At 73.1% G+C, this 17,089-nt stretch carries 16 protein-coding genes; 11 read left to right on the top strand and 5 right to left on the bottom strand.

Annotated elements, in window-relative coordinates; genetic code table 11:
* Positions 1-226 precede the first annotated feature (226 nt).
* Positions 227-1,372, top strand: a complete 1,146-nt coding sequence (locus tag AOM09_RS04805; protein ID WP_062385072.1) for a 4Fe-4S dicluster domain-containing protein — start codon at positions 227-229, stop codon at positions 1,370-1,372.
* Between the two features lie 79 nt (positions 1,373-1,451).
* Here AOM09_RS04805 and AOM09_RS04800 read toward each other — a convergent pair whose 3' ends face one another.
* Entirely contained in the window at positions 1,452-2,492 is a 1,041-nt protein-coding gene (locus tag AOM09_RS04800) for a DUF8320 family protein (protein ID WP_156162238.1), read from the bottom strand.
* A complete protein-coding gene (locus tag AOM09_RS04795; RefSeq protein WP_062385067.1) occupies positions 2,489-3,703 on the bottom strand; it encodes a sensor histidine kinase in 1,215 nt (404 codons plus the stop codon). The genes AOM09_RS04800 and AOM09_RS04795 overlap by 4 nt, the downstream gene beginning before the upstream one ends.
* Positions 3,704-3,877: 174 nt before the next feature.
* Between AOM09_RS04795 and AOM09_RS04790 the strand changes: the two genes are divergently transcribed.
* From AOM09_RS04790 to AOM09_RS04750, 9 genes are all read left to right on the top strand, one after another.
* Positions 3,878-5,176 carry an HNH endonuclease gene (locus tag AOM09_RS04790; RefSeq protein ID WP_062385065.1) on the top strand — a complete coding sequence of 433 codons (1,299 nt, stop codon included), beginning with the start codon at positions 3,878-3,880 and terminating at the stop codon, positions 5,174-5,176.
* A 103-nt stretch (positions 5,177-5,279) separates the two neighbouring features.
* On the top strand, positions 5,280-6,227 hold the full coding sequence (locus AOM09_RS04785) for an FAD/NAD(P)-binding protein (RefSeq protein ID WP_082098840.1): 948 nt from the start codon (positions 5,280-5,282) through the stop codon (positions 6,225-6,227).
* 1 nt (position 6,228) lies between these two features.
* The gene (locus tag AOM09_RS04780) at positions 6,229-7,020 is read left to right on the top strand and encodes an NADH-quinone oxidoreductase subunit B family protein (protein ID WP_062385062.1); all 792 of its coding nucleotides are present in this window, start codon (positions 6,229-6,231) and stop codon (positions 7,018-7,020) included.
* The gene (locus tag AOM09_RS04775; protein ID WP_062385059.1) at positions 7,017-8,324 is read left to right on the top strand and encodes a Ni/Fe hydrogenase subunit alpha; all 1,308 of its coding nucleotides are present in this window, start codon (positions 7,017-7,019) and stop codon (positions 8,322-8,324) included. The genes AOM09_RS04780 and AOM09_RS04775 overlap by 4 nt, the downstream gene beginning before the upstream one ends.
* A complete protein-coding gene (locus AOM09_RS04770; protein WP_062385057.1) occupies positions 8,321-8,818 on the top strand; it encodes a hydrogenase maturation protease in 498 nt (165 codons plus the stop codon). The genes AOM09_RS04775 and AOM09_RS04770 overlap by 4 nt, the downstream gene beginning before the upstream one ends.
* On the top strand, positions 8,809-9,057 hold the full coding sequence (locus AOM09_RS04765; protein WP_062385055.1) for a HypC/HybG/HupF family hydrogenase formation chaperone: 249 nt from the start codon (positions 8,809-8,811) through the stop codon (positions 9,055-9,057). Before AOM09_RS04770 ends, AOM09_RS04765 begins: the two co-directional genes overlap by 10 nt.
* Complete coding sequence (locus tag AOM09_RS04760; RefSeq protein ID WP_062385053.1) at positions 9,054-9,968, top strand: DMT family transporter; 915 nt, start codon at positions 9,054-9,056, stop codon at positions 9,966-9,968. Before AOM09_RS04765 ends, AOM09_RS04760 begins: the two co-directional genes overlap by 4 nt.
* A complete protein-coding gene (locus AOM09_RS04755) occupies positions 9,965-10,777 on the top strand; it encodes a DUF6390 family protein (RefSeq protein WP_062385051.1) in 813 nt (270 codons plus the stop codon). The genes AOM09_RS04760 and AOM09_RS04755 overlap by 4 nt, the downstream gene beginning before the upstream one ends.
* A 12-nt stretch (positions 10,778-10,789) precedes the next feature.
* The gene (locus AOM09_RS04750; RefSeq protein WP_062385050.1) at positions 10,790-11,503 is read left to right on the top strand and encodes an energy-coupling factor ABC transporter permease; all 714 of its coding nucleotides are present in this window, start codon (positions 10,790-10,792) and stop codon (positions 11,501-11,503) included.
* Between the two features lie 253 nt (positions 11,504-11,756).
* On the opposite strand, the gene AOM09_RS04745 is transcribed toward AOM09_RS04750, so the two are convergent.
* The gene (locus AOM09_RS04745) at positions 11,757-12,311 is read right to left on the bottom strand and encodes a hypothetical protein (RefSeq protein WP_062385048.1); all 555 of its coding nucleotides are present in this window, start codon (positions 12,309-12,311) and stop codon (positions 11,757-11,759) included.
* Positions 12,312-12,426: 115 nt separating this feature from the next.
* Here AOM09_RS04745 and AOM09_RS04740 point away from each other — a divergent pair, with 115 nt between their 5' ends.
* On the top strand, positions 12,427-12,903 hold the full coding sequence (locus AOM09_RS04740; RefSeq protein WP_062385046.1) for a hypothetical protein: 477 nt from the start codon (positions 12,427-12,429) through the stop codon (positions 12,901-12,903).
* A 10-nt stretch (positions 12,904-12,913) separates the two neighbouring features.
* On the opposite strand, the gene AOM09_RS04735 is transcribed toward AOM09_RS04740, so the two are convergent.
* A complete protein-coding gene (locus tag AOM09_RS04735; RefSeq protein WP_062385043.1) occupies positions 12,914-15,865 on the bottom strand; it encodes an AAA family ATPase in 2,952 nt (983 codons plus the stop codon).
* Positions 15,862-17,058 (bottom strand): exonuclease SbcCD subunit D, encoded by a 1,197-nt coding sequence (locus AOM09_RS04730; protein WP_062385041.1) that lies wholly within the window; start codon positions 17,056-17,058, stop codon positions 15,862-15,864. The genes AOM09_RS04735 and AOM09_RS04730 overlap by 4 nt, the downstream gene beginning before the upstream one ends.
* Between the last annotated feature and the right edge of the window lie 31 nt (positions 17,059-17,089).

Raw genomic sequence — 17,089 nt, 5'->3', positions numbered from 1 at the left:
CCCCGTAGTACTTCCAGTTTCGACGCCCGCGGCGTGTCCACGACGGTAGCGAACCCCTCTGACATAGTCGATGGTTCCGCGTGGAGTCCCGGCATTTTGCCATGATGGTGAGGGCCCGATGGGGTCCGAAGGGCGAAGGTGGCGAACGTCACAGCGGCACCGCGCCCGGACCAAGGTCCCGAGCGCAGCGCGAGAACACGCCTAGCGTCGCAAGAGGAGGCGTGTCATGGACGACATCCGAATCCTCAAGCCTGAAGGCCTCGATGCCCTCATCGCGGAGCTGCGACGGCGCGGCTACCGCGTCGTGGGGCCGACCGTTCGGGGCGATGCGATCGTCACCGGCGACATCCATGTGGCCTCCGACCTCCCGCAGGGCGTAGGCGACACGCAGGAGGCGGGCACCTACCGGCTGAGACGGCGCGACAACGATGCCTACTTCGGCTTCGCCGACCCCGCCCAATCCACCAAGCCGGTGTTCTTCCCGGCCGAGGAGGTCGTGTGGCGCGGCCGCCGGGACGAGGGCCACTTCACGGTCGAGCGTGACGCGCCCGAACAAGAGTCGATTGCCCTCCTAGGAGTAAGGAGCTGCGACCTCCGCGCCGTCCAGATCCACGATGCAGTCCTCGCCGACAGGCCCTTCCACGACGCCCACTACGTCGCCCGCCGCGATGGCACCTTCACCGTCGCCGTCGCCTGCGGCGAGCCCGCCGCCACCTGCTTCTGCGCCTCCATGGGCACCGGCCCGCGCCCCGCCGCCACCAACCCCCAAACGCGAGAGCCCGCCTACGACCTGCTCCTCACCGAGGTCATGCAGCCGGCCCACCGCTTCATCCTTGAGGTCGGCACCGACCGAGGCAGGGAGGTGGCCGACGCCATCGAGACCACCAAGGCCAGCGCGGAAGCGCAGCAGGAAGCACTAGCGGTCACGGACCAAGCGGCGGCCCGCCAAACACGAAGAATCAACACCGCCACCATCCACGACGTCCTCCAGGCCTCCGCAGAGTCCCCACGCTGGGACGACGTCGCTTCCCGCTGCCTCGCCTGCACCAACTGCACGCTCGTGTGCCCGACGTGCTTCTGCACCACCATCCAAGACACAAGTGATTTGGCCGGCGACAACGCCGAGCGCCACCGCGTCTGGGACTCCTGCTTCTCCGAGAACTTCAGCTACATCCACGGCGGCCCCCTCCGCGGCGACGTCAAGGCCCGCTACCGCCAGTGGATCACCCACAAGCTCTCCAGCTGGCAGGACCAGTTCGGGATGCTCGGCTGCGTCGGCTGCGGTCGCTGCATCGCCTGGTGCCCCGTCGGCATCGACATCACCGAGGAGGCCGCCGCGCTCGGGAGGATGGCGACCGCCGCATCGTCCTGACAACCGCAGGACGATGCGCGGCGCACTCAGCCGCCGCGCGCCCACCTCGGCAGCAGCCGCACCTACACAGCCGCCTCGCCTACACAGCCGCCGCCCCCCGCGGCAGCACCACCCGCCGGATCTCCTCGGCCGCCTGCGACACGATCGTCAGCAGCTCCTCGCGTCCCGCGGGCAGCAGCCGCACCGTCACGGACCCGCCCGCCGCCGAGTCGAGCGCCGTCGACACCGCGCCGACCACGGCATCGGTCTCGGCTGACGACAGCGGCGCCCCCAGGTCGTCCAGCAGCGTCACGGAGACCCCTCGCGCACGTGCCCGGTACGCCGCCGCGACGATCGGCGGGAGCGACAACCCGTGCCCGCGCACCGAGTCGCGCAGCTGGGCATCGACCCGCACGATCTCGTCGCGCTCGGCCTCGCTCAGTGAAGCCCCAGACGCGATCAGCGCGAGCGACGGCCCGACCATGGTGGCGAGCTCGTCGGCACGCTCGTCCTGCACGCGCCGCGCCGCCTCGACGGCCCCGGACGCCGCCGCCGCGTCCAGCGACCGCTGCGCAAGCGCATGGATTCGCCACGCCGACCGTCGCAGCCCCTCGCCGAACAGCGTCGCGATCAGGATGAGCAGGATCTGCGGGCTCGCAAGCGCCAGCCCCCACAGCGCCCCGCGTCCCGACGCGCCCGCCCACGCCATGGTCTCCACCAGCATGACCAGCCCGCCCGTCCACGCGAGCGCCCTCCGCCGGCGCAGGATGAGGAACCACAGGATCCACGTGGTCGCCCCCAGGTACCAGGTCGCCCGCCCGAGCGGTCCCGAGTCCGGCAGCGCGTAGAGCACCAGCGCGGAGGACGTCACCACGATGCACAGCGCCGCCCAGGTGAGCCGCAGCGGGAACGGGTCGGGGTGCGGCCGCGTCACCACCACCGCCCCGGCCGTCACCAGCGCCACCGCCGCGTATGAGGCCCACGCATGGTCGAGCAGGTCCGCCGTGCTCGCCACGAACACCACGTTCGCGACCACGTACACGCCCAGGATCAGCTGCGCGTACCGCGTATGCAGCCCGAGCAGGCGGCTGATGTCGGTCCCGCCCGCGGCCGGCACGGCGCCGGACGATGCGGCGCTCACCGTGCCTCCTCCGCGCGCCACCACAGCTCCACGAGGCAGCCCGCACCGGGCGCCGACGTCACCCGCGAGCCCCCGCCGCGCAGCGCCGCCATCCGCCCCCGGATGCTCACCTGCACGCCGAGCCGGCGCGGCGAGACGGTGCGGGGGACGAAGCCGCGGCCGTCGTCGCGGATCGTGACTCTCACCTCGCCCTCGGTGACGGCGACGTCGACCGTCCGCGCCACCGCATCGTCCGGCCCGCCCGCGTGGAGGACGCTGTTGCGCAGCGCCTCGCCGGTCGCCTCGGCGAGCGAGGCGACTACCGCCGCGGGCACGGGGGTGGACGATGCGACGGTCGCCGCGACGTGGATGTCCTCGCTGATCGCTCCGGCGGTCGCGCGCAGCACGGCGAGCAGCTCGGCTGGGTCGTAGGCCGAGGCTCGCGAGCGGGTGCCCGCGCCGCGGATCCCCTCGACGGACTCCAGCGCCCGCGATGCGCGCTCCGGCACTCCCGCGGGGGAGGGGGTGCGGACGGCGGCGAGGAGGACGGACATGATCTCGTCGTGCACCAGGGCGTTGATGCGGGCCTGCTCGCGCTCGCCGGTGCGCAGCGAGGCCTCGAGCGAAGCCTCCTCGCGGGCGCGCGCGGCCTCCTCGTCTTGCCGCGCAGCCGCGGTCACTACACCCGCCCCGGCTCCGGTGAGGATCAGGCAGGTCACCAGCGCGCCCAGCCCGTCGAGCAGCGACTGTTCGAGCATGGCGCCGCTCGCGTGGTACTCCACGACCGCGACCAGCGGCCCCTGCGCCAGGGGATACGCCCAGACCGCCGGCCGGTTCCAGGCCACCGCGAGCAGCGTCGCGTGCAGCGCGCCGAAGCCTTGGAGCCACGGCGCGGCGCCGTCCTCGAGCACACCGACGGTCATGAACGGCACGAACAGCGCCTGCGCCAGCACGAAGCCCGCCGCCGACGCGGTCACCAGCCAGCGCATCGTCCGCATGCTCAGGACGAAGGCGAGGACGGCGTAGCTCGCGGGCACCGCGACGCCGACCAGCACCGTGAAGGCCCAGAACGGCGGCTCGAGCTGGTCGATCTGCGCGAGGAAGCCGTTCGCGCCGCGGGGGAGCGCGGCGACCAGGACGGTGGCGAGGCCGGTCGCGAAGTACACGGTGCGCTGCATGCGTTCGAGCGCGCTGCGCGTGCGCGCGCCCGCGTCGGCGTCGGTCTGCACCATGGGGCCTCCCCACCACATGTGCTCAACCAGCGAGGGCCGTCATCGATGCCCTCATGCCTATGGTGCCTGTTCCCGGGTGGGTCGGCGCGGGGAGGAGGCAGGCCGGCGGCGCCTTGTCCACCGCCCTGCACCCCGTTTGTCCCGATTGTCGGACCGTGGTGGTGGACTGCTCACATGAACATCTCGCTGTTGCCGGTGGCCGATGCGGTCGCGGCCTTGCGCGCGTTCGACGGCGTGGAGGTGGCCGGGCTCTCCGAGACGGACCTCTTGACGGTGCGCGACGCCGTCGCGCGTCTCCAGCGCGTCGTCGAGGTACCGGCCGCGGTCGTCGCCGGGGAGATCGCGCGGCGCTCCGCGCCCGACGTCGGGACTGGACTGGCGCGTCGCCACGGGCACCGCAACCCCGTGCAGATGGTGGCGCACGGGACGGGCGGGTCCCGGGCCGGTGCGCATGACCTGATCGCGGCGGGCGAGCTTGTCGGGCCGCCGGGCACGGGCCGCCATCCTTGTGTAGCCGAGGCGTTCTCTGCGGGTGACCTGTCGGCGGCGAAGGTCTCCCTGCTGGCGCGCACCCTCGACCAGCTGGCGGGAGATGGCGATGTCGCGGTGCCCCGCGCGGAGATCGAGCGGAGGCTCGTCGCCAAGGCGCGACGCGTCTCGCTCGAGGAGCTGCGCAAAGCGTGCGCCCAGGTGGTCGCTCGCTGGAACCTCGACCGCACGGCCGAGCGCGAGGCTCGGATGAGGTCGGAGCGCTACCTCGCGCTCACCGAGCAGGCGGACGGGATGGTGAGGGTCTCCGGCCTGCTCGATCCGGCATCTGCGGCGCCCGTGATCGCCTGGCTCGACGCGCAGGTACGCGACGGGTTCGCGCGCAAGCGCGACGGCGGCGACACCTCCAAAGATCCGCGCGAGGCGGGCTGGCTGCGCGTCGACGCGCTGGCGGGCCTCGCGCGCCACGGCAGCCGCTGCGACGCGCCCGGGACCGGTGTCTCCACGACGGTGGTGGTGCGCCTGAGCGAGGAGGCGCTGGGCACCGGGCTGGGACTCGGTGAGTGCGACCAGCTCTCGACGCCTCTCACCGCCGGGCAGCTCCGGCGCATGGCGGTCGACGCGGAGGTGATCCCCGCGGTCCTCGGTGGTGAGTCGCTTCCGCTCGACCTGGGCAGGGGTCGGCGGTACTTCACACGGGCGCAACGGATCGCGTTGGTCGAGAGGGACGGCGGGTGCGCGTTCTGCCACGCGCCTGCGGCCTGGTGCGACGCGCACCACGTGGACGAATGGAAGGCGAAACGCGGGCGGACCGACCTCGACCGCGGCGTGCTCCTATGCACGCGATGTCACCACAGGATCCACGACGACGGATGGGAGGTGAAAGTGACGCGGGACCGCGTGTGGTTCGTCCCTCCGCCCGATGTCGACCTGGCCCGAGAACCGAGGCTCGGCGGGCGAGGTGCGCTCGAGCTCGCCGCCTGACGCCTCGCGACGGGCGGTCCCGTTTCGCCGTGCGAGCCGCACCCGGACCAAGGTCCCTCGTGCGCCTCGAATAGCGGCCTAGCGTCGAATGCGGAGGCGTGTCATGGATGACATCCGCATTCCCGAGCCCTTCGGTCTCGACGCGAGAGTCGCGCCAGGCTCGACTGCGGCCTCCGTCACGGCCGCCGCCGCCCCGGCGACCGCATCGTCCACCGCCGTCCTCGACCCCGACCCGATGGTCCCGCGGCGCTACGTCATCACCCACGTCCGGCAGGACACTCGCGACACCTTCACGCTGCTGTTGGATCCGGCGGACGGAAGGCCCCCGATCGACTTCCGCGCCGGGCAGTTCACCATGCTCCACGCGTTCGGCGTCGGCGAGGTCCCCATCAGCATCAGCGGCGACCCCTTCGACCCCGCCCCGCTCGAGCACACCATCAGGAACGTCGGCGCGGTGACGCGGGCCTTGGTCGAGGCAAGCCCCGGCACCGAGGTCGGCGTCCGCGGACCCTTCGGCACCTCATGGGACGTGGACGATGCGGTGGGGCACGACGTCGTCTTCGTCACCGGCGGCATCGGCCTCGCCCCGCTGCGCCCCGCGATCCTCGACGTCCTCCACCATCGCGACGACTACGGCAAGGTCCTCCTGCTCTACGGTTCGCGCACCCCGGACGACATCCTCTACGGCCACGAGATGCACCGCTGGGCCGACCTCAACGACGTCAACGTCCAGCTGACCGTCGACAACGCGCCCTACGGCTACCAGGGCAAGGTCGGGTTCGTGACGGAGCTGGTCGCGCGGGCCGGGTTCGACCCCCGGAACGCCTTCGCCTTCGTGTGCGGACCGGAGGTGATGATGCGGTCCGCCGCCTCCGCGTTGCACACTCGCGGCATCCCGAAGGCGCAGATCCGCCTCAGCATGGAGAGAAGCATGAAGTGCGGCGTGGGCCTGTGCGGCCACTGCCAGCTGCGCGAGCTGTTCGTCTGCGTCGACGGGCCGGTGCTGCCGTGGGACCGCCTCGAGCCGCTCGTGAACGTGAGGGAGCTGTGAGATGGCCCCCGACACCCGCCCCAAGCTCGCCGTCTGGAAGTTCGCGTCCTGCGACGGCTGCCAGCTGAGCCTTCTCAATTGCGAGGACGAGCTGCTCCAGATCGCCGAGAGCATCCACATCGCATACTTCCCCGAGGCCACCCGCGCGGTCGTCGAGGGCCCCTACGAGCTCTCCCTCGTGGAGGGGAGCATCACCACGCCCGAGGACGTGACGCGCATCCACGAGATCCGTGCGCGCTCCGGCACCGTGGTGACCATCGGCGCATGCGCGACCGCCGGCGGCATCCAGGCGCTCCGCAACTGGGCCGACGTCGACGAGTTCCGCAGCATCGTCTACGCCCACCCCGAGTACCTCAAGACGCTCGACACCAGCACACCCATTGCGAGCCACATCGACGTCGACTACGAGCTCCGCGGCTGCCCCGTCGACAAGGTCCAGCTGGTCGAGGTGCTCGCGGCCTTCCTCAACGGCCGCAAGCCCCGCATCCCGACCTACTCCGTGTGCGTCGAGTGCAAGCTCAAGGGCAACGTGTGCGTCCCCGTCGCCACCGGCACGCCGTGCCTCGGCCCCGTCACCCAGGCCGGATGCGGCGCGCTCTGCCCGAGCTTCGGCCGCGGCTGCTACGGCTGCTTCGGCCCCCAGGACAGCGCCAACACCGAGGCCATGACGCGCCAGCTGGCCGAGCTCGGGATGTCGAATGCCGACATCGTCCGCGTCTACCGGACCTTCAACGCCGGCGCGCCCGAGTTCGCGGCCGCCTCCGACAACGTTGCCGCCGGGGGTGCGCCATGACCCATCAGCTCAAGGACGGCGGCCAGGTGATGCAGGTCGGCATGCTCGCGCGCGTCGAGGGCGAGGGCGGCATGCACATCGAGTTCAAGGACGGCCGCGTCACGGACGTGAAGCTCAACATCTTCGAGCCGCCGCGCTTCTACGAGGGCTTCCTGCGGGGACGCAAGTTCACCGAGCCGCCCGACATCACCGCACGTATCTGCGGCATCTGCCCGGTCGCGTACCAGTCCGCATCCACCGAGGCGATGGAGACCATCTGCGGCGCGCAGACCACCCCGGAGATCCAGGAGATGCGGCGCCTGCTCTACTGCGGCGAGTGGATCGAGTCCCACGCGCTCCACATCTTCATGCTGCACGCGCCGGACTTCCTGGGCTACGAGGGCGCGATCGAGATGGCCGCGGACCACCCCGACGTGGTGCAGATGGCGCTGCGCCTCAAGAAGGCGGGCAACGACCTCATGACCGCGGTCGGCGGCCGCGCCATCCACCCCGTCAACGTGAAGGTCGGCGGCTTCTACCGCATGCCCATGGTCGCCGAGCTGCAGAAGTTGCGGCCCGCGCTCGCGCAGGGGAGGGACGATGCGCTGGAGGCCGTGGCGCTCGTCGCGGGCTTCGACTTCCCGGAGTTCGAGCAGGAGTACACCTACGTCGCCCTGCGTCACCCGGATCGGTACCCGCTCGAGCGCGGCACCCGCATCGTCACCACCACGGGGCTCCAGGTCCCGGTCGCCGAGATCCCCGACCACATCACGGAGTTCCACGTCGCGCACTCCAACGCCCTGCACGCGTCCTTCGACGGCCAGCCCTACGTCGTGGGCCCGCTCGCGCGCTACAGCCTCAACTTCGACCAGCTGAGCCCGTCCACGCAGGAGGCGGCTCTCCGCGCGGGGCTCGGCGAGACGTGCCGCAACCCGTTCAAGTCGATCATCGTCCGGACCGTCGAGCTCGCCTACGCCTTCGAGGAGGCGCTGCGCATCATCGACGGTTGGCACGACGGCCACCCGCCCTCCGTGCCCGTGGCGCCTCGTGAGGGGGAGGCCATCGGGGCCTCCGAGGCGCCGCGCGGTCTCATCTGGCATCGGTACCGCATCGACGCGGACGGGATCATCACGGACGCGCAGATCGTGCCGCCCACCTCGCAGAACCAGGCCAGCATCGAGGCGGACCTCCGCCGGGCCGCCGAGCAGTGGACCGATCTCGACGACCACATGCTCACCCACCGCTGCGAGGAGGCGATCCGCAACTACGACCCGTGCATCTCCTGCGCCACGCATTTCCTGGATCTACGGGTGAAGCGATCATGACCGCGGGACGCGTGCTGGTGGTCGGCCTCGGCAGCCCCGACCGGGGGGACGATGCGGTGGGCCCCGCGGTCGCCGAGCGCCTGGCCGCGCTGGGCATGGACGGCGTCGACGTGGTCACCCGGGAGGACCCGACCCAGCTGGTCCAGCTGTGGGCCGGCCACGGCGCGGCGCTGGTCGTCGACGCGGTCGCCTCGGGCCGCAGCCCGGGGACGCTGCACATCCGCGAGGTCGGCGACGCGGGCGAGCCGCTGCCCACCCATGCCTTCACGGCGGCCGGTCGCGGCGGGAGCCACGCCTTCGGGCTGGCCGGAGCGGTCGAGCTCGCGCGCACGCTGGGCACGCTGCCCGCGCACGTCACGGTCGTCGGGGTCGAGGCGAGGACCTTCGACTTCGGTCCGATGTCCCCGGAGATCCAGGAAGCGCTCGACGGCGCGGTCGCCACCGCCTCGGCCGAGCTCATCGCGCTCACAGAGGAGATGCAGTCATGTGCCTAGGAACCATCGCCCAGGTCGTCGAGGTCCACAGGGACGGTCGCGCCGTCGTCGAGGACCACGGCAAGCGCCAGCTGGTGCTCGAGATGACCGTCAGCGATGACGACATCGCGCCCGGCGACTGGGTGGTGATCCAGTCCGGCTTCGCGCTCGAGCGGATCTCGGAGAAGGAGGCCCGCGAGGCCCTCGCGATCCGCGACTCGGGCTCCGCCGCGATCACAGGACAGGAGCAGCCGACATGAGCACTCGCACCCGCGGCATCGCGCTCGCGGCGGTCACCGCCGCGATCTCCGGGGTGGCCGTCTACGTCAACGGATTCGGCGTCGCCGCCTACGGCGACGCGACCGCCTACACGACAGCGAAGAACGGCGCCGCAGCGCTCATCCTCGCACTCGTGTTCGCGGTAGGGCGCCGGTCTGCCGGGGCCGGGTCGGTCGCAGTGTCGCGACCCACCCGCCCCGGCCACCGGTGGGGGCTCGTCTACGTGGCGATCCTGGGCGGAGCGGTCCCGTTCGTGCTGTTCTTCGAGGGGCTCGCCACCACCGGCTCCACGCAGGCGGCGTTCCTCCACAAGACGCTCGTCGTCTGGGTCACGCTCCTCGCCGTCATCGTGCTCAAGGAGCGGCTCACGTGGTGGCACCTCGCGGCGATCGCGGTGCTGATCGCCGCGCAATGGGGGCTTGCCGGGGGCGGCGTCAGCCTGGTCGCCGACCCCGGCACCGCCATGATCGCCGGCGCCACGCTCCTCTGGGCCGTCGAGGTGGTCGTGACCAAGCGGCTGCTCGCGGACCTCACCCCCTGGACCCTGTCGCTCACGCGCATGGGCGGCGGCACCGTCGCGCTGCTCGCGTGGTGCGCCGTCACCGGCCGCCTCGGAAGCGTCATCCCCGCGACCGCGGCCCAGTGGGGCTGGGTCCTGGTCACCGGGGTGCTGCTTGCGGGCTATGTCGCCACCTGGCATCAGGCGCTCGCGCGAGCGCAGGCCGTCGACGTCACCGCGGTGCTCGTGCTCGGTGCGCTGGTGACCGCGATCCTCGCCGGAGCCCTCGATGCTGCGCCCCTCGCGGCGCAGGTGCCCTGGCTCGTCCTGCTCGCCTCGGGCGGGCTGCTCGTCTGGCTCGCCCCCCGACTGCCCGGGAGGGCCGTCACATGACCGACACCCTGCATCGTCCCCCGTCCGCGCACCCCGAGGCCCTGCCGCCGCAGGACGGAGCGCTCCTGTTCGGCCGATACGCCTTCCCGCCGAACGACCTGGGCTACTGCGGCCCGGACCGCGCCGACGAGCTCCTCGACCGGGTGAGCTCCGGCGCGTCCGGGCCCGGTCTCGAGGAGGTCGCACGGGCCTTCGAGGGCGCGTGGCCGTACCTTGAGTTGATCGGCGAGCACCTCGGCCGCGCGCCGCTCGACCCGCGCGTGGTGGAGGCGTACTGGCTGGGCGGGCCCGAGCTGGACCGCTGCGGCGGCGCGGTCTTCGCGCGCAGCCTCGAGGGGCGCTTCCGGCCGCGCCTCACGCGGCTCGAGTTCGAGCGCCTGGTCGCGGCCGTCGCCGCGGGCGGGACCCCGCACCACAACTTCCATGTGTTCGCCGCCTACCCGTGGATCGGGCTGATCCGCAACGGCCATGTCGAGGGCCCGCTCACCGTCCTCGACCGGTGCCGCATTCGCTGGGGTCAGGTGCTCTCGATCGAGGGTGACACCGCTCTGGTCGAGAGCCGCCGCCTGGCCTGGGACGGGCGCACGCTCTCGCTCGCGCCGCCCACCGCGGAGATCGCACGCTTCCGCCGCGACGGCCGCTCGCTCGCACCGACCGTCACGCCCGGCGACTTCGTCGCGCTGCACTGGGACTGGATCTGCGACTGGATCGGGCCGATGCGCCTCACCCGCCTCCGCAACGCGACCGCGCGCGAGCTCGCCGCGGTCAACTCCTGCGCATACTCCGCACCGGCTGCGGTGCTCTCCTGAGAGGAGACGATCATGCATATCCACGACGGGGTTCTCGATCCCGTTGTCGTCATCGGCGCGGGCGCCGCCGCCGTCGGCGCGGTCACGTACGCCGGGTGGACGATGCGCCACGGCCACCTGCGGCTGGGCTGGGCGCTCGCGGGCGCGGGCGGGGTGCTGATCGCGCACCTGCTCGACGTGCCGCTCGACACCGCCGGGGCGCTCACCGGCCATGTCATCGGCGGCACGCTGCTGGCGATCGTGCTCGGGCCGTCGCTCGCGCTGCTCACCATGACGGCCGCGCTCGCGACCGAGGCCCTGCTGTGGGGCGACGGGGGAGTGCTCGCGCTCGGCGTCAACGTTCTGGTGATGGGGGTGGCGGGCATCGCCGTCGGCTGGTCCGTGTGGCGATGGCTGGGTGTGCGCGGCGACCGTTGGCGCGTGCCCGCGGCCGGGCTCGCGGGCTTCGCGAGCGTCCTCGCTTCCTCCGCAGCGCTGTGGGCGGCCTTTGCGCTCGGCGCTCCGGGAGCGGCCTCGGTTGTGCTGTGGCACCACGTCGCGTGGGCGGCTCTCGAGGGCGCGGTCACGGCGATCGCGGTGGCGCTCGTGGTCGCCTGGCAGGCGCATCGTGCCCGGCTGCTCAACCATGCCGACGCGCTCGGCCTCGGGCACCGCCACCAGGCCGTCGTGGACGGCGATCTGGAGGCGCTCGGCTATGTCGACGAACCCCGTCGGACCACGGCGTGACTACCGTCGTGTCGCGCTCCTCCACGAATTCATGCGGATTGCGACAGCGGCCCGTCGCGATCCGCATGAATCTGCGGAGCATGTAGGACAGCGGCCTGTCGCGATTCGCATGAATATGCGGAGGAGGTGGGAGGGACACTGGCGACCCTCACGTGCCGGTGGGATGATGGAGGTAACGAGGGGCACTAGCCCCGAGGAGCGGGCCCGGCAGCCTTCCGGATGGTTGGTCAGCCGGGCTTCGTGCGGTCCGGGCTCAGGCGGCGGCGTCCGCCTCGTCGCGCACCACCTCGTGATGGACGATGAGCGGCGCCAGGGCGGCGCGGTGCTCGCCTCCGCGGCTCCACATCCAGGCGGCGAGATCGGCGATCCAGAGCAGCGGCTCGGAGACGCCCGGCGCGTGGCTGTAGCGCAGCTTCGGGATGGCGCCGAGCCGGATGAGCGCGGCGATGGTCTGCCTGTCGCGGCGCTCGGAGGGTCCGTCGCGCTCGAGCAGCCAGCGCGTCACGCCCGCGGAGCCGGCCCACAACGCCATCCCCGCGACGCAGGCCTCGCGCGCGAGGAACTCCGGGTGCGTCTTCGCGTGCTCGATCACCGCCAGGTCCACCGTGCCGGCCATCCGTAGCAGCGACGCGACGGCCCGCTCGCGCGCCTCCGGGCGCTCGTGCGACGTGTGGAAGCGGTGCGACTCGCCCACGCGCCACGTGAGCACCTCGCGACGCACACGACGGACGTCCTCGGCGGCCACCAGAGCGCCTGCGAACCGGTAGCCGTCGACCTTCGACTCGTCGCTGAAGAGATGCCCGTCCACGCGTCGCCTCCGTCACCTTCGAGTGTGCCAGCGGCTCGGTCCGCCGTCACTCGTTGACGAGGCGAGGCCCGGCCGAGATCATGGCGGTCGCGCGATGAGCATGAGACGAGGCGAGATGAAGACACCTTGGCTGCCGGCCGACTACCTCCACCCCGAGACGGCCGCGGTCTCGGACGGGGTGCATGTTCGCCCCATCCGGGCCGAGGATCTCGGCATCGACATGCCCGCTGTCATGGACAACCAGGCGATCCTCTGGGCCAAGTACGGCGAGGCGTGGGGCTGGCCGCCCGTCGGCATGTCGGCGGAGGCCGACCTCGAGGACCTCGCACGTCACGCCGCCGAGATGGAACGGCACGAGTCCTTCAACTACGCGATCCTGCCGACTGACGAGAGCGCGCTGTGGGGGTGCATCTACATCGACCCGGCGGACGCAGGAGACGGTCACTCGGTGCCCGCGGCAGACGTGTCGTGGTGGGTGAGCGCGCAGGCACCGGCGGGGCTCGACGACAGCATCCGCGCCTTCGTGCCGGCGTGGCTTGCGCGAGAGTGGCCGTTCGCTACGGTGCGATACCCGTTCGGCGAGCTGAGCTGACGCGGCCGCGTCAGCCGTCGCCCAGCGACACGCTGACGCGGCTCGAGCCGTCTCCGGACTTCACGACCTCGAGCTTCGCCGGGATCTGCTCCTTCATCGTCTCGACGTGGGAGATGAGGCCGATGGTGCGGCCCGCGTCGCGGAGATCGTCGAGCGTCGACATGGCGATCTCGAGCGTGTCCGCGTCGAGCGAGCCGAAGCCTTCGTCGATGAAGATCGTGTCGAGCTGGACGCCTCCCGCAGCCGCGGTGACGGTCTCCGCGAGGCCCAGCGCGAGAGCGAGCGACGCGAGGAACGTCTCGCCGCCGCTAAGCGAGCGTGTCGAGCGCGACCGCCCGGTGTGGGCGTCGGCGATGCGCAGCTCGAGGCCGGTCTGCCGGTTGCGGAACTGCGCCGAGTCGTCGTACTCGAGCAGGTACTGCCCGTTCGACATCACGCCGAGCCGCGCATTCGCCGCCGCGACGATCTCCTCGAGCCGCGCCGCGAGCACGAAGGACTCGAGGCGCATCCGTCGCTCGTTGGGCGGGCTGCCCTCGAGGGTGCTCGCGAGCGTCTCCACGACCGCGTGCCGCTCGCGCGCCTCTGCGGTCTCCGCGGCCGCCTCGCGGTACCGCGACGCGAGCGAGGCGAACTGAGCCGCGCGGCCCTCGGCCGCCGCGTGGGCCTGCGTGGACTCCGTCGCGGACCGGTCCGCTTCGCGCGCTGCGGCCTCGAGCGCCGCGAGGTCCGCGACCGCCTCGGGCAGCTGTGCCGTCTCGAGCTCCACGACCACGGCCCGCGCGCCCGCGAGCTCGCCGTCGTGGTCGACGATGCGCGCCTCCAGAGCCTCGAGCTCCGCCGGCGGGAGCGTCGCGGCTCGGGCGGCGTCGGCCCCCGCGAGGCCCGCGGCCGCGACCGCCGCGTCGAGCGACTCGTGCGCCTCGGCCGCGGCGCGCACGGCGCCGTCCCGCTCCTCCGTCGCGCGGGTGATCGCGTCGACCCGCACGCGCTGAGCATCCAGCGCGGCCGCGCGCGCGGCGACCGTGGGGTGGTCGCCTCGACCCTCGGCCGTGGTCTCGCGCGCGCCGGCGAGCGCCGCCGCCGCCTGCGTCGCGACCGTCTGAGCGTGCTCGAGCTCGCGCGCGGCGGCCGCGACCCGCTCCTTGAGCGCCGCGGCCTCCTCGTCGAGCGCGGCGAGGTCCATGGCCGCTCGTGCCTCGCCGGCAGCGGCATCGGCGGCCGCCTGGCGTGCATCTCGCGCCGCCTCGAGCGCCGCGGCTGCCTCGTCCCGCGTGCCGGCACCCGCTTCGGTCCGGGCGACCTCGGTCGCGGTGTGGGCCTCGGCGGCGATCGCGCGTGCCTCCTCGAACGAGGCGGTCGCCGCCGCGGCGCGCTCGCCGGCGGCGTCGACCTCCGCATCCGTGACGTGCTCGTCAGTGGGCGTCGCGGGCGAGGGGTGCGCGGTGGCGCCGCATACGGCGCACGGCTTCCCGTCGACGAGCGTCTCGGCGAGGTGCGCGGCCTGCGACCGCACCCGCCGCTGCAGCAGCACGTCGTGCTCCTCGACCGCGGCGCGCCGCGCACCGGATGCGGCGGCCTCGCGCTCACGCGCCGTGGCGAGCGCCGTCTCGAGCGCGGACAGGCGGTCATGCGCGTCGACCGCCGCGGACGCGCGGTGCACGGCCCCCTCGAGATCGTCGAGGCGTGCCGCGGCCTTCGCGAGCTCCTCGCGTCGCGCCCGCAGCTCCTGCTCGCGGGCGGGCAGCGCGTCGATCCGCTCCTGGACGGCGTCGCGGGTCCCGCGCGCCTCCTCGACCGCGGCGGCGGCCGCGGCTGCGACCGACGCGAGCGCGTCGAGCGATCGCTCGGCCTCGAGCGCCACGCTCAGCGCACCCCGCTCGGTCGCGAGCGCCGCGGCGCGCCCGCGGAGGTCCTCGAGCGCCGTCGCGGCGAGCGCCGCGTCGCCGCCCAGCGCCGCCTCGCGCGCCTCACGGGCCGCGGCCAGCGCCGCCTCCGCGCGGTCGGCCGCCGCGAGGGCGGGGGCGACGGGCGCCGCTCGGCGTGCGAGGTCCCGCCGCGCGACGTCGGCGGCGTGCGCCTCGGATCGCGACCCGAGCTCGGTGACGCGCGCTCGCGCGGTCGCGAGCCGCACGCGCTCGGTCTCGACCCGGCGTGCCTCGGACAGCGCCTCTCGCGCCGCGGTCGCCGCCTCGGCCGCCGCACGGGCCGCGGTCTCGCGCTCGGACGCGGCCGCCCGCAGCGCATCGTCCACACCGGCCAGCCACGTCTCGCGCTCCGTCGCGCCCGGCGCCTCGACTCCCGCGACGGTCGCGGCGTTGCCCACGATCACCTCGAGCCCGGCATCCGCGGCCTCGATGGCACGATGCCGCGATCGCGCCAGGTCCCGCAGCGACGCCGTGAGGTCCTCGAAGCGCTGCGTGCCGAACAGCGAGCGCAGCAGCCTGAGCCGGCTGTCCGTTCCGGATTGCAGGAACTCGGCGAAGCGGCCCTGCGCGAGCAGGATCACCTGGAGGAACTGGTCCGACGTGAGCTGCATGATCGCGCCGACCTCGTGCCCCACCTCGCGCGGCGCCATCGCGATCGGCTCCCAGGCGCCGCCCTCCCAGCGCCACAGCTTGGCGGAGGGCTTCTCGAGCGTGGTGCCGCCGCCGCGCTTGGCGGGGCGCTCGTACTCGGGGGAGCGCGTGATCCGGTACCGCCGCGTGCCGACCTCGAAGACCAGCGTCACCTCGGTCGGGTCCTCGGGCGTGCAGAAGTGGCTGCGCGCGGTCGACCGGGTCCCGTCGTACCGCGGCACGTCGCCGTACAGCGCGAACGTGATCGCGTCGAGGATGGTGGACTTGCCCGCGCCGGTCCTGCCGGTGATGACGAACAGCCGGTCGGCGTCGAAGGCCGTGAAGTCCACCTCCTGGCGCGCGAGGTACGGCCCGAAGCCCTCGACCGTGAGGCTGATCGCCTTCATCGCGTCGCCTCCGTCGCGTCGAGCGCGCCCAGCGCGTCGGCGATGAGCGCGTCCTCGGCGGCGGTCGCGCCGTGGCCGTTGCGTGTGAACGCGAGGAAGGCCTCGACCAGCTCCGCGTCCGTCTTGCCGCGGGTGCGCTCGGAATAGCTCGCCTGACCATGGTCGGCGACGTGCGCGGGACGATGCGTGAGGGTCACCGCGTGCGGATAGCGCTCCTGGATGAGGCGCATCGCGTCGCGCGGGCGCTGATCGTCGGTCAGCACCACGTCGACCCACGCGTGCTCGGCCTCGGGATGGGCGCCGTCCGCGAGCAGCTCCTCGAGCGTGCCCTCGAGCCGCACGGCCGCGCGCGGCGTGGGCAGGTCCAGGCGCTCGACGGCGGGCTCCGTGCCCGGTGCGCCCAGCTCGACCAGCCACGCGCCCTTGGACCCGCTGATCTCGCCGAAGGAGAACCGCAGCGGCGCGCCCGAGTAGCGCACCCGGTGCGACAGCGTCGCGTGCGAGTGGATGTGCCCCAGCGCGACGTAGTCCGCGCCGTCGAAGGTTGCGGGCGGCACGATGTCGAGGCCCCCGCGCGAGATGTCGCGCTCCTCGGTGCGCCCCGACTCCTCGGCGGTGTCGTGCACCGCGGCCCCCGCCTCGCCCGAGCAGAACGTGTGGGCGGCGACCACGACCCGGGCATCCGCGCCGCCCCTCGCCGCCGCATCGTCCCGGATGAGGCCCATGGCGAACGCGTGCGCCGCGGCCTGCGTGGTGCCCTCGAAGGCGGGGAAGGCGGCGCGGAGGAACTCGGGGTGCGGATACGGGATGCCGTAGATGAGGACGTCGCCGTGCGCATCCTCGAGCACCACCGGCGTCGCGAGCGCCGCGAGATCGGTGAGGACGTGCACCCCGCCGAAGGCGGCGAACCGCGCCATGTGACCCAGGCGCGCGGGGCCGTCATGGTTGCCCGAGGTCAGCACCACCGCCGCCCCCGCCTCGCGGATCGCGGACACGGCGGCGTTGAGCATGGTGAAGGCCTCGGCCTTGGGGGTCGAACTGTCGAACACGTCGCCGGCGACGATCACCGCGTCGACGGCGTGCTCGGCCACGGCGGACCCGATCGCGGCGAGCACGTGCGCGAGGTGCTCGCCGGTCGAGTGCCCGTGGAAGGTCCGCCCGATGTGCCAGTCGCTCGTGTGCAGGATCCGCATGCCGCGAGGCTAGCGCCCGGCACCGACACCG

The organism is Demequina iriomotensis (assembly GCF_000971395.1).
Classification (GTDB): Bacteria; Actinomycetota; Actinomycetes; order Actinomycetales; family Demequinaceae; genus Demequina; species Demequina iriomotensis.
This window is presented reverse-complemented; position numbering and strand designations above follow the sequence as displayed.

Coding starts and splice junctions, on each gene's coding strand:
- AOM09_RS04805 (WP_062385072.1), top strand. CDS start 227: ATGGACGACATCCGAATCCTCAAGCCTGAAGGCCTCGATGCCCTCATC.
- AOM09_RS04795 (WP_062385067.1), bottom strand. CDS start 3,703: ATGGTGCAGACCGACGCCGACGCGGGCGCGCGCACGCGCAGCGCGCTC.
- AOM09_RS04790 (WP_062385065.1), top strand. CDS start 3,878: ATGAACATCTCGCTGTTGCCGGTGGCCGATGCGGTCGCGGCCTTGCGC.
- AOM09_RS04785 (WP_082098840.1), top strand. CDS start 5,280: ATGGATGACATCCGCATTCCCGAGCCCTTCGGTCTCGACGCGAGAGTC.
- AOM09_RS04780 (WP_062385062.1), top strand. CDS start 6,229: ATGGCCCCCGACACCCGCCCCAAGCTCGCCGTCTGGAAGTTCGCGTCC.
- AOM09_RS04775 (WP_062385059.1), top strand. CDS start 7,017: ATGACCCATCAGCTCAAGGACGGCGGCCAGGTGATGCAGGTCGGCATG.
- AOM09_RS04770 (WP_062385057.1), top strand. CDS start 8,321: ATGACCGCGGGACGCGTGCTGGTGGTCGGCCTCGGCAGCCCCGACCGG.
- AOM09_RS04765 (WP_062385055.1), top strand. CDS start 8,809: ATGTGCCTAGGAACCATCGCCCAGGTCGTCGAGGTCCACAGGGACGGT.
- AOM09_RS04760 (WP_062385053.1), top strand. CDS start 9,054: ATGAGCACTCGCACCCGCGGCATCGCGCTCGCGGCGGTCACCGCCGCG.
- AOM09_RS04755 (WP_062385051.1), top strand. CDS start 9,965: ATGACCGACACCCTGCATCGTCCCCCGTCCGCGCACCCCGAGGCCCTG.
- AOM09_RS04750 (WP_062385050.1), top strand. CDS start 10,790: ATGCATATCCACGACGGGGTTCTCGATCCCGTTGTCGTCATCGGCGCG.
- AOM09_RS04740 (WP_062385046.1), top strand. CDS start 12,427: ATGAAGACACCTTGGCTGCCGGCCGACTACCTCCACCCCGAGACGGCC.
- AOM09_RS04735 (WP_062385043.1), bottom strand. CDS start 15,865: ATGAAGGCGATCAGCCTCACGGTCGAGGGCTTCGGGCCGTACCTCGCG.
- AOM09_RS04730 (WP_062385041.1), bottom strand. CDS start 17,058: ATGCGGATCCTGCACACGAGCGACTGGCACATCGGGCGGACCTTCCAC.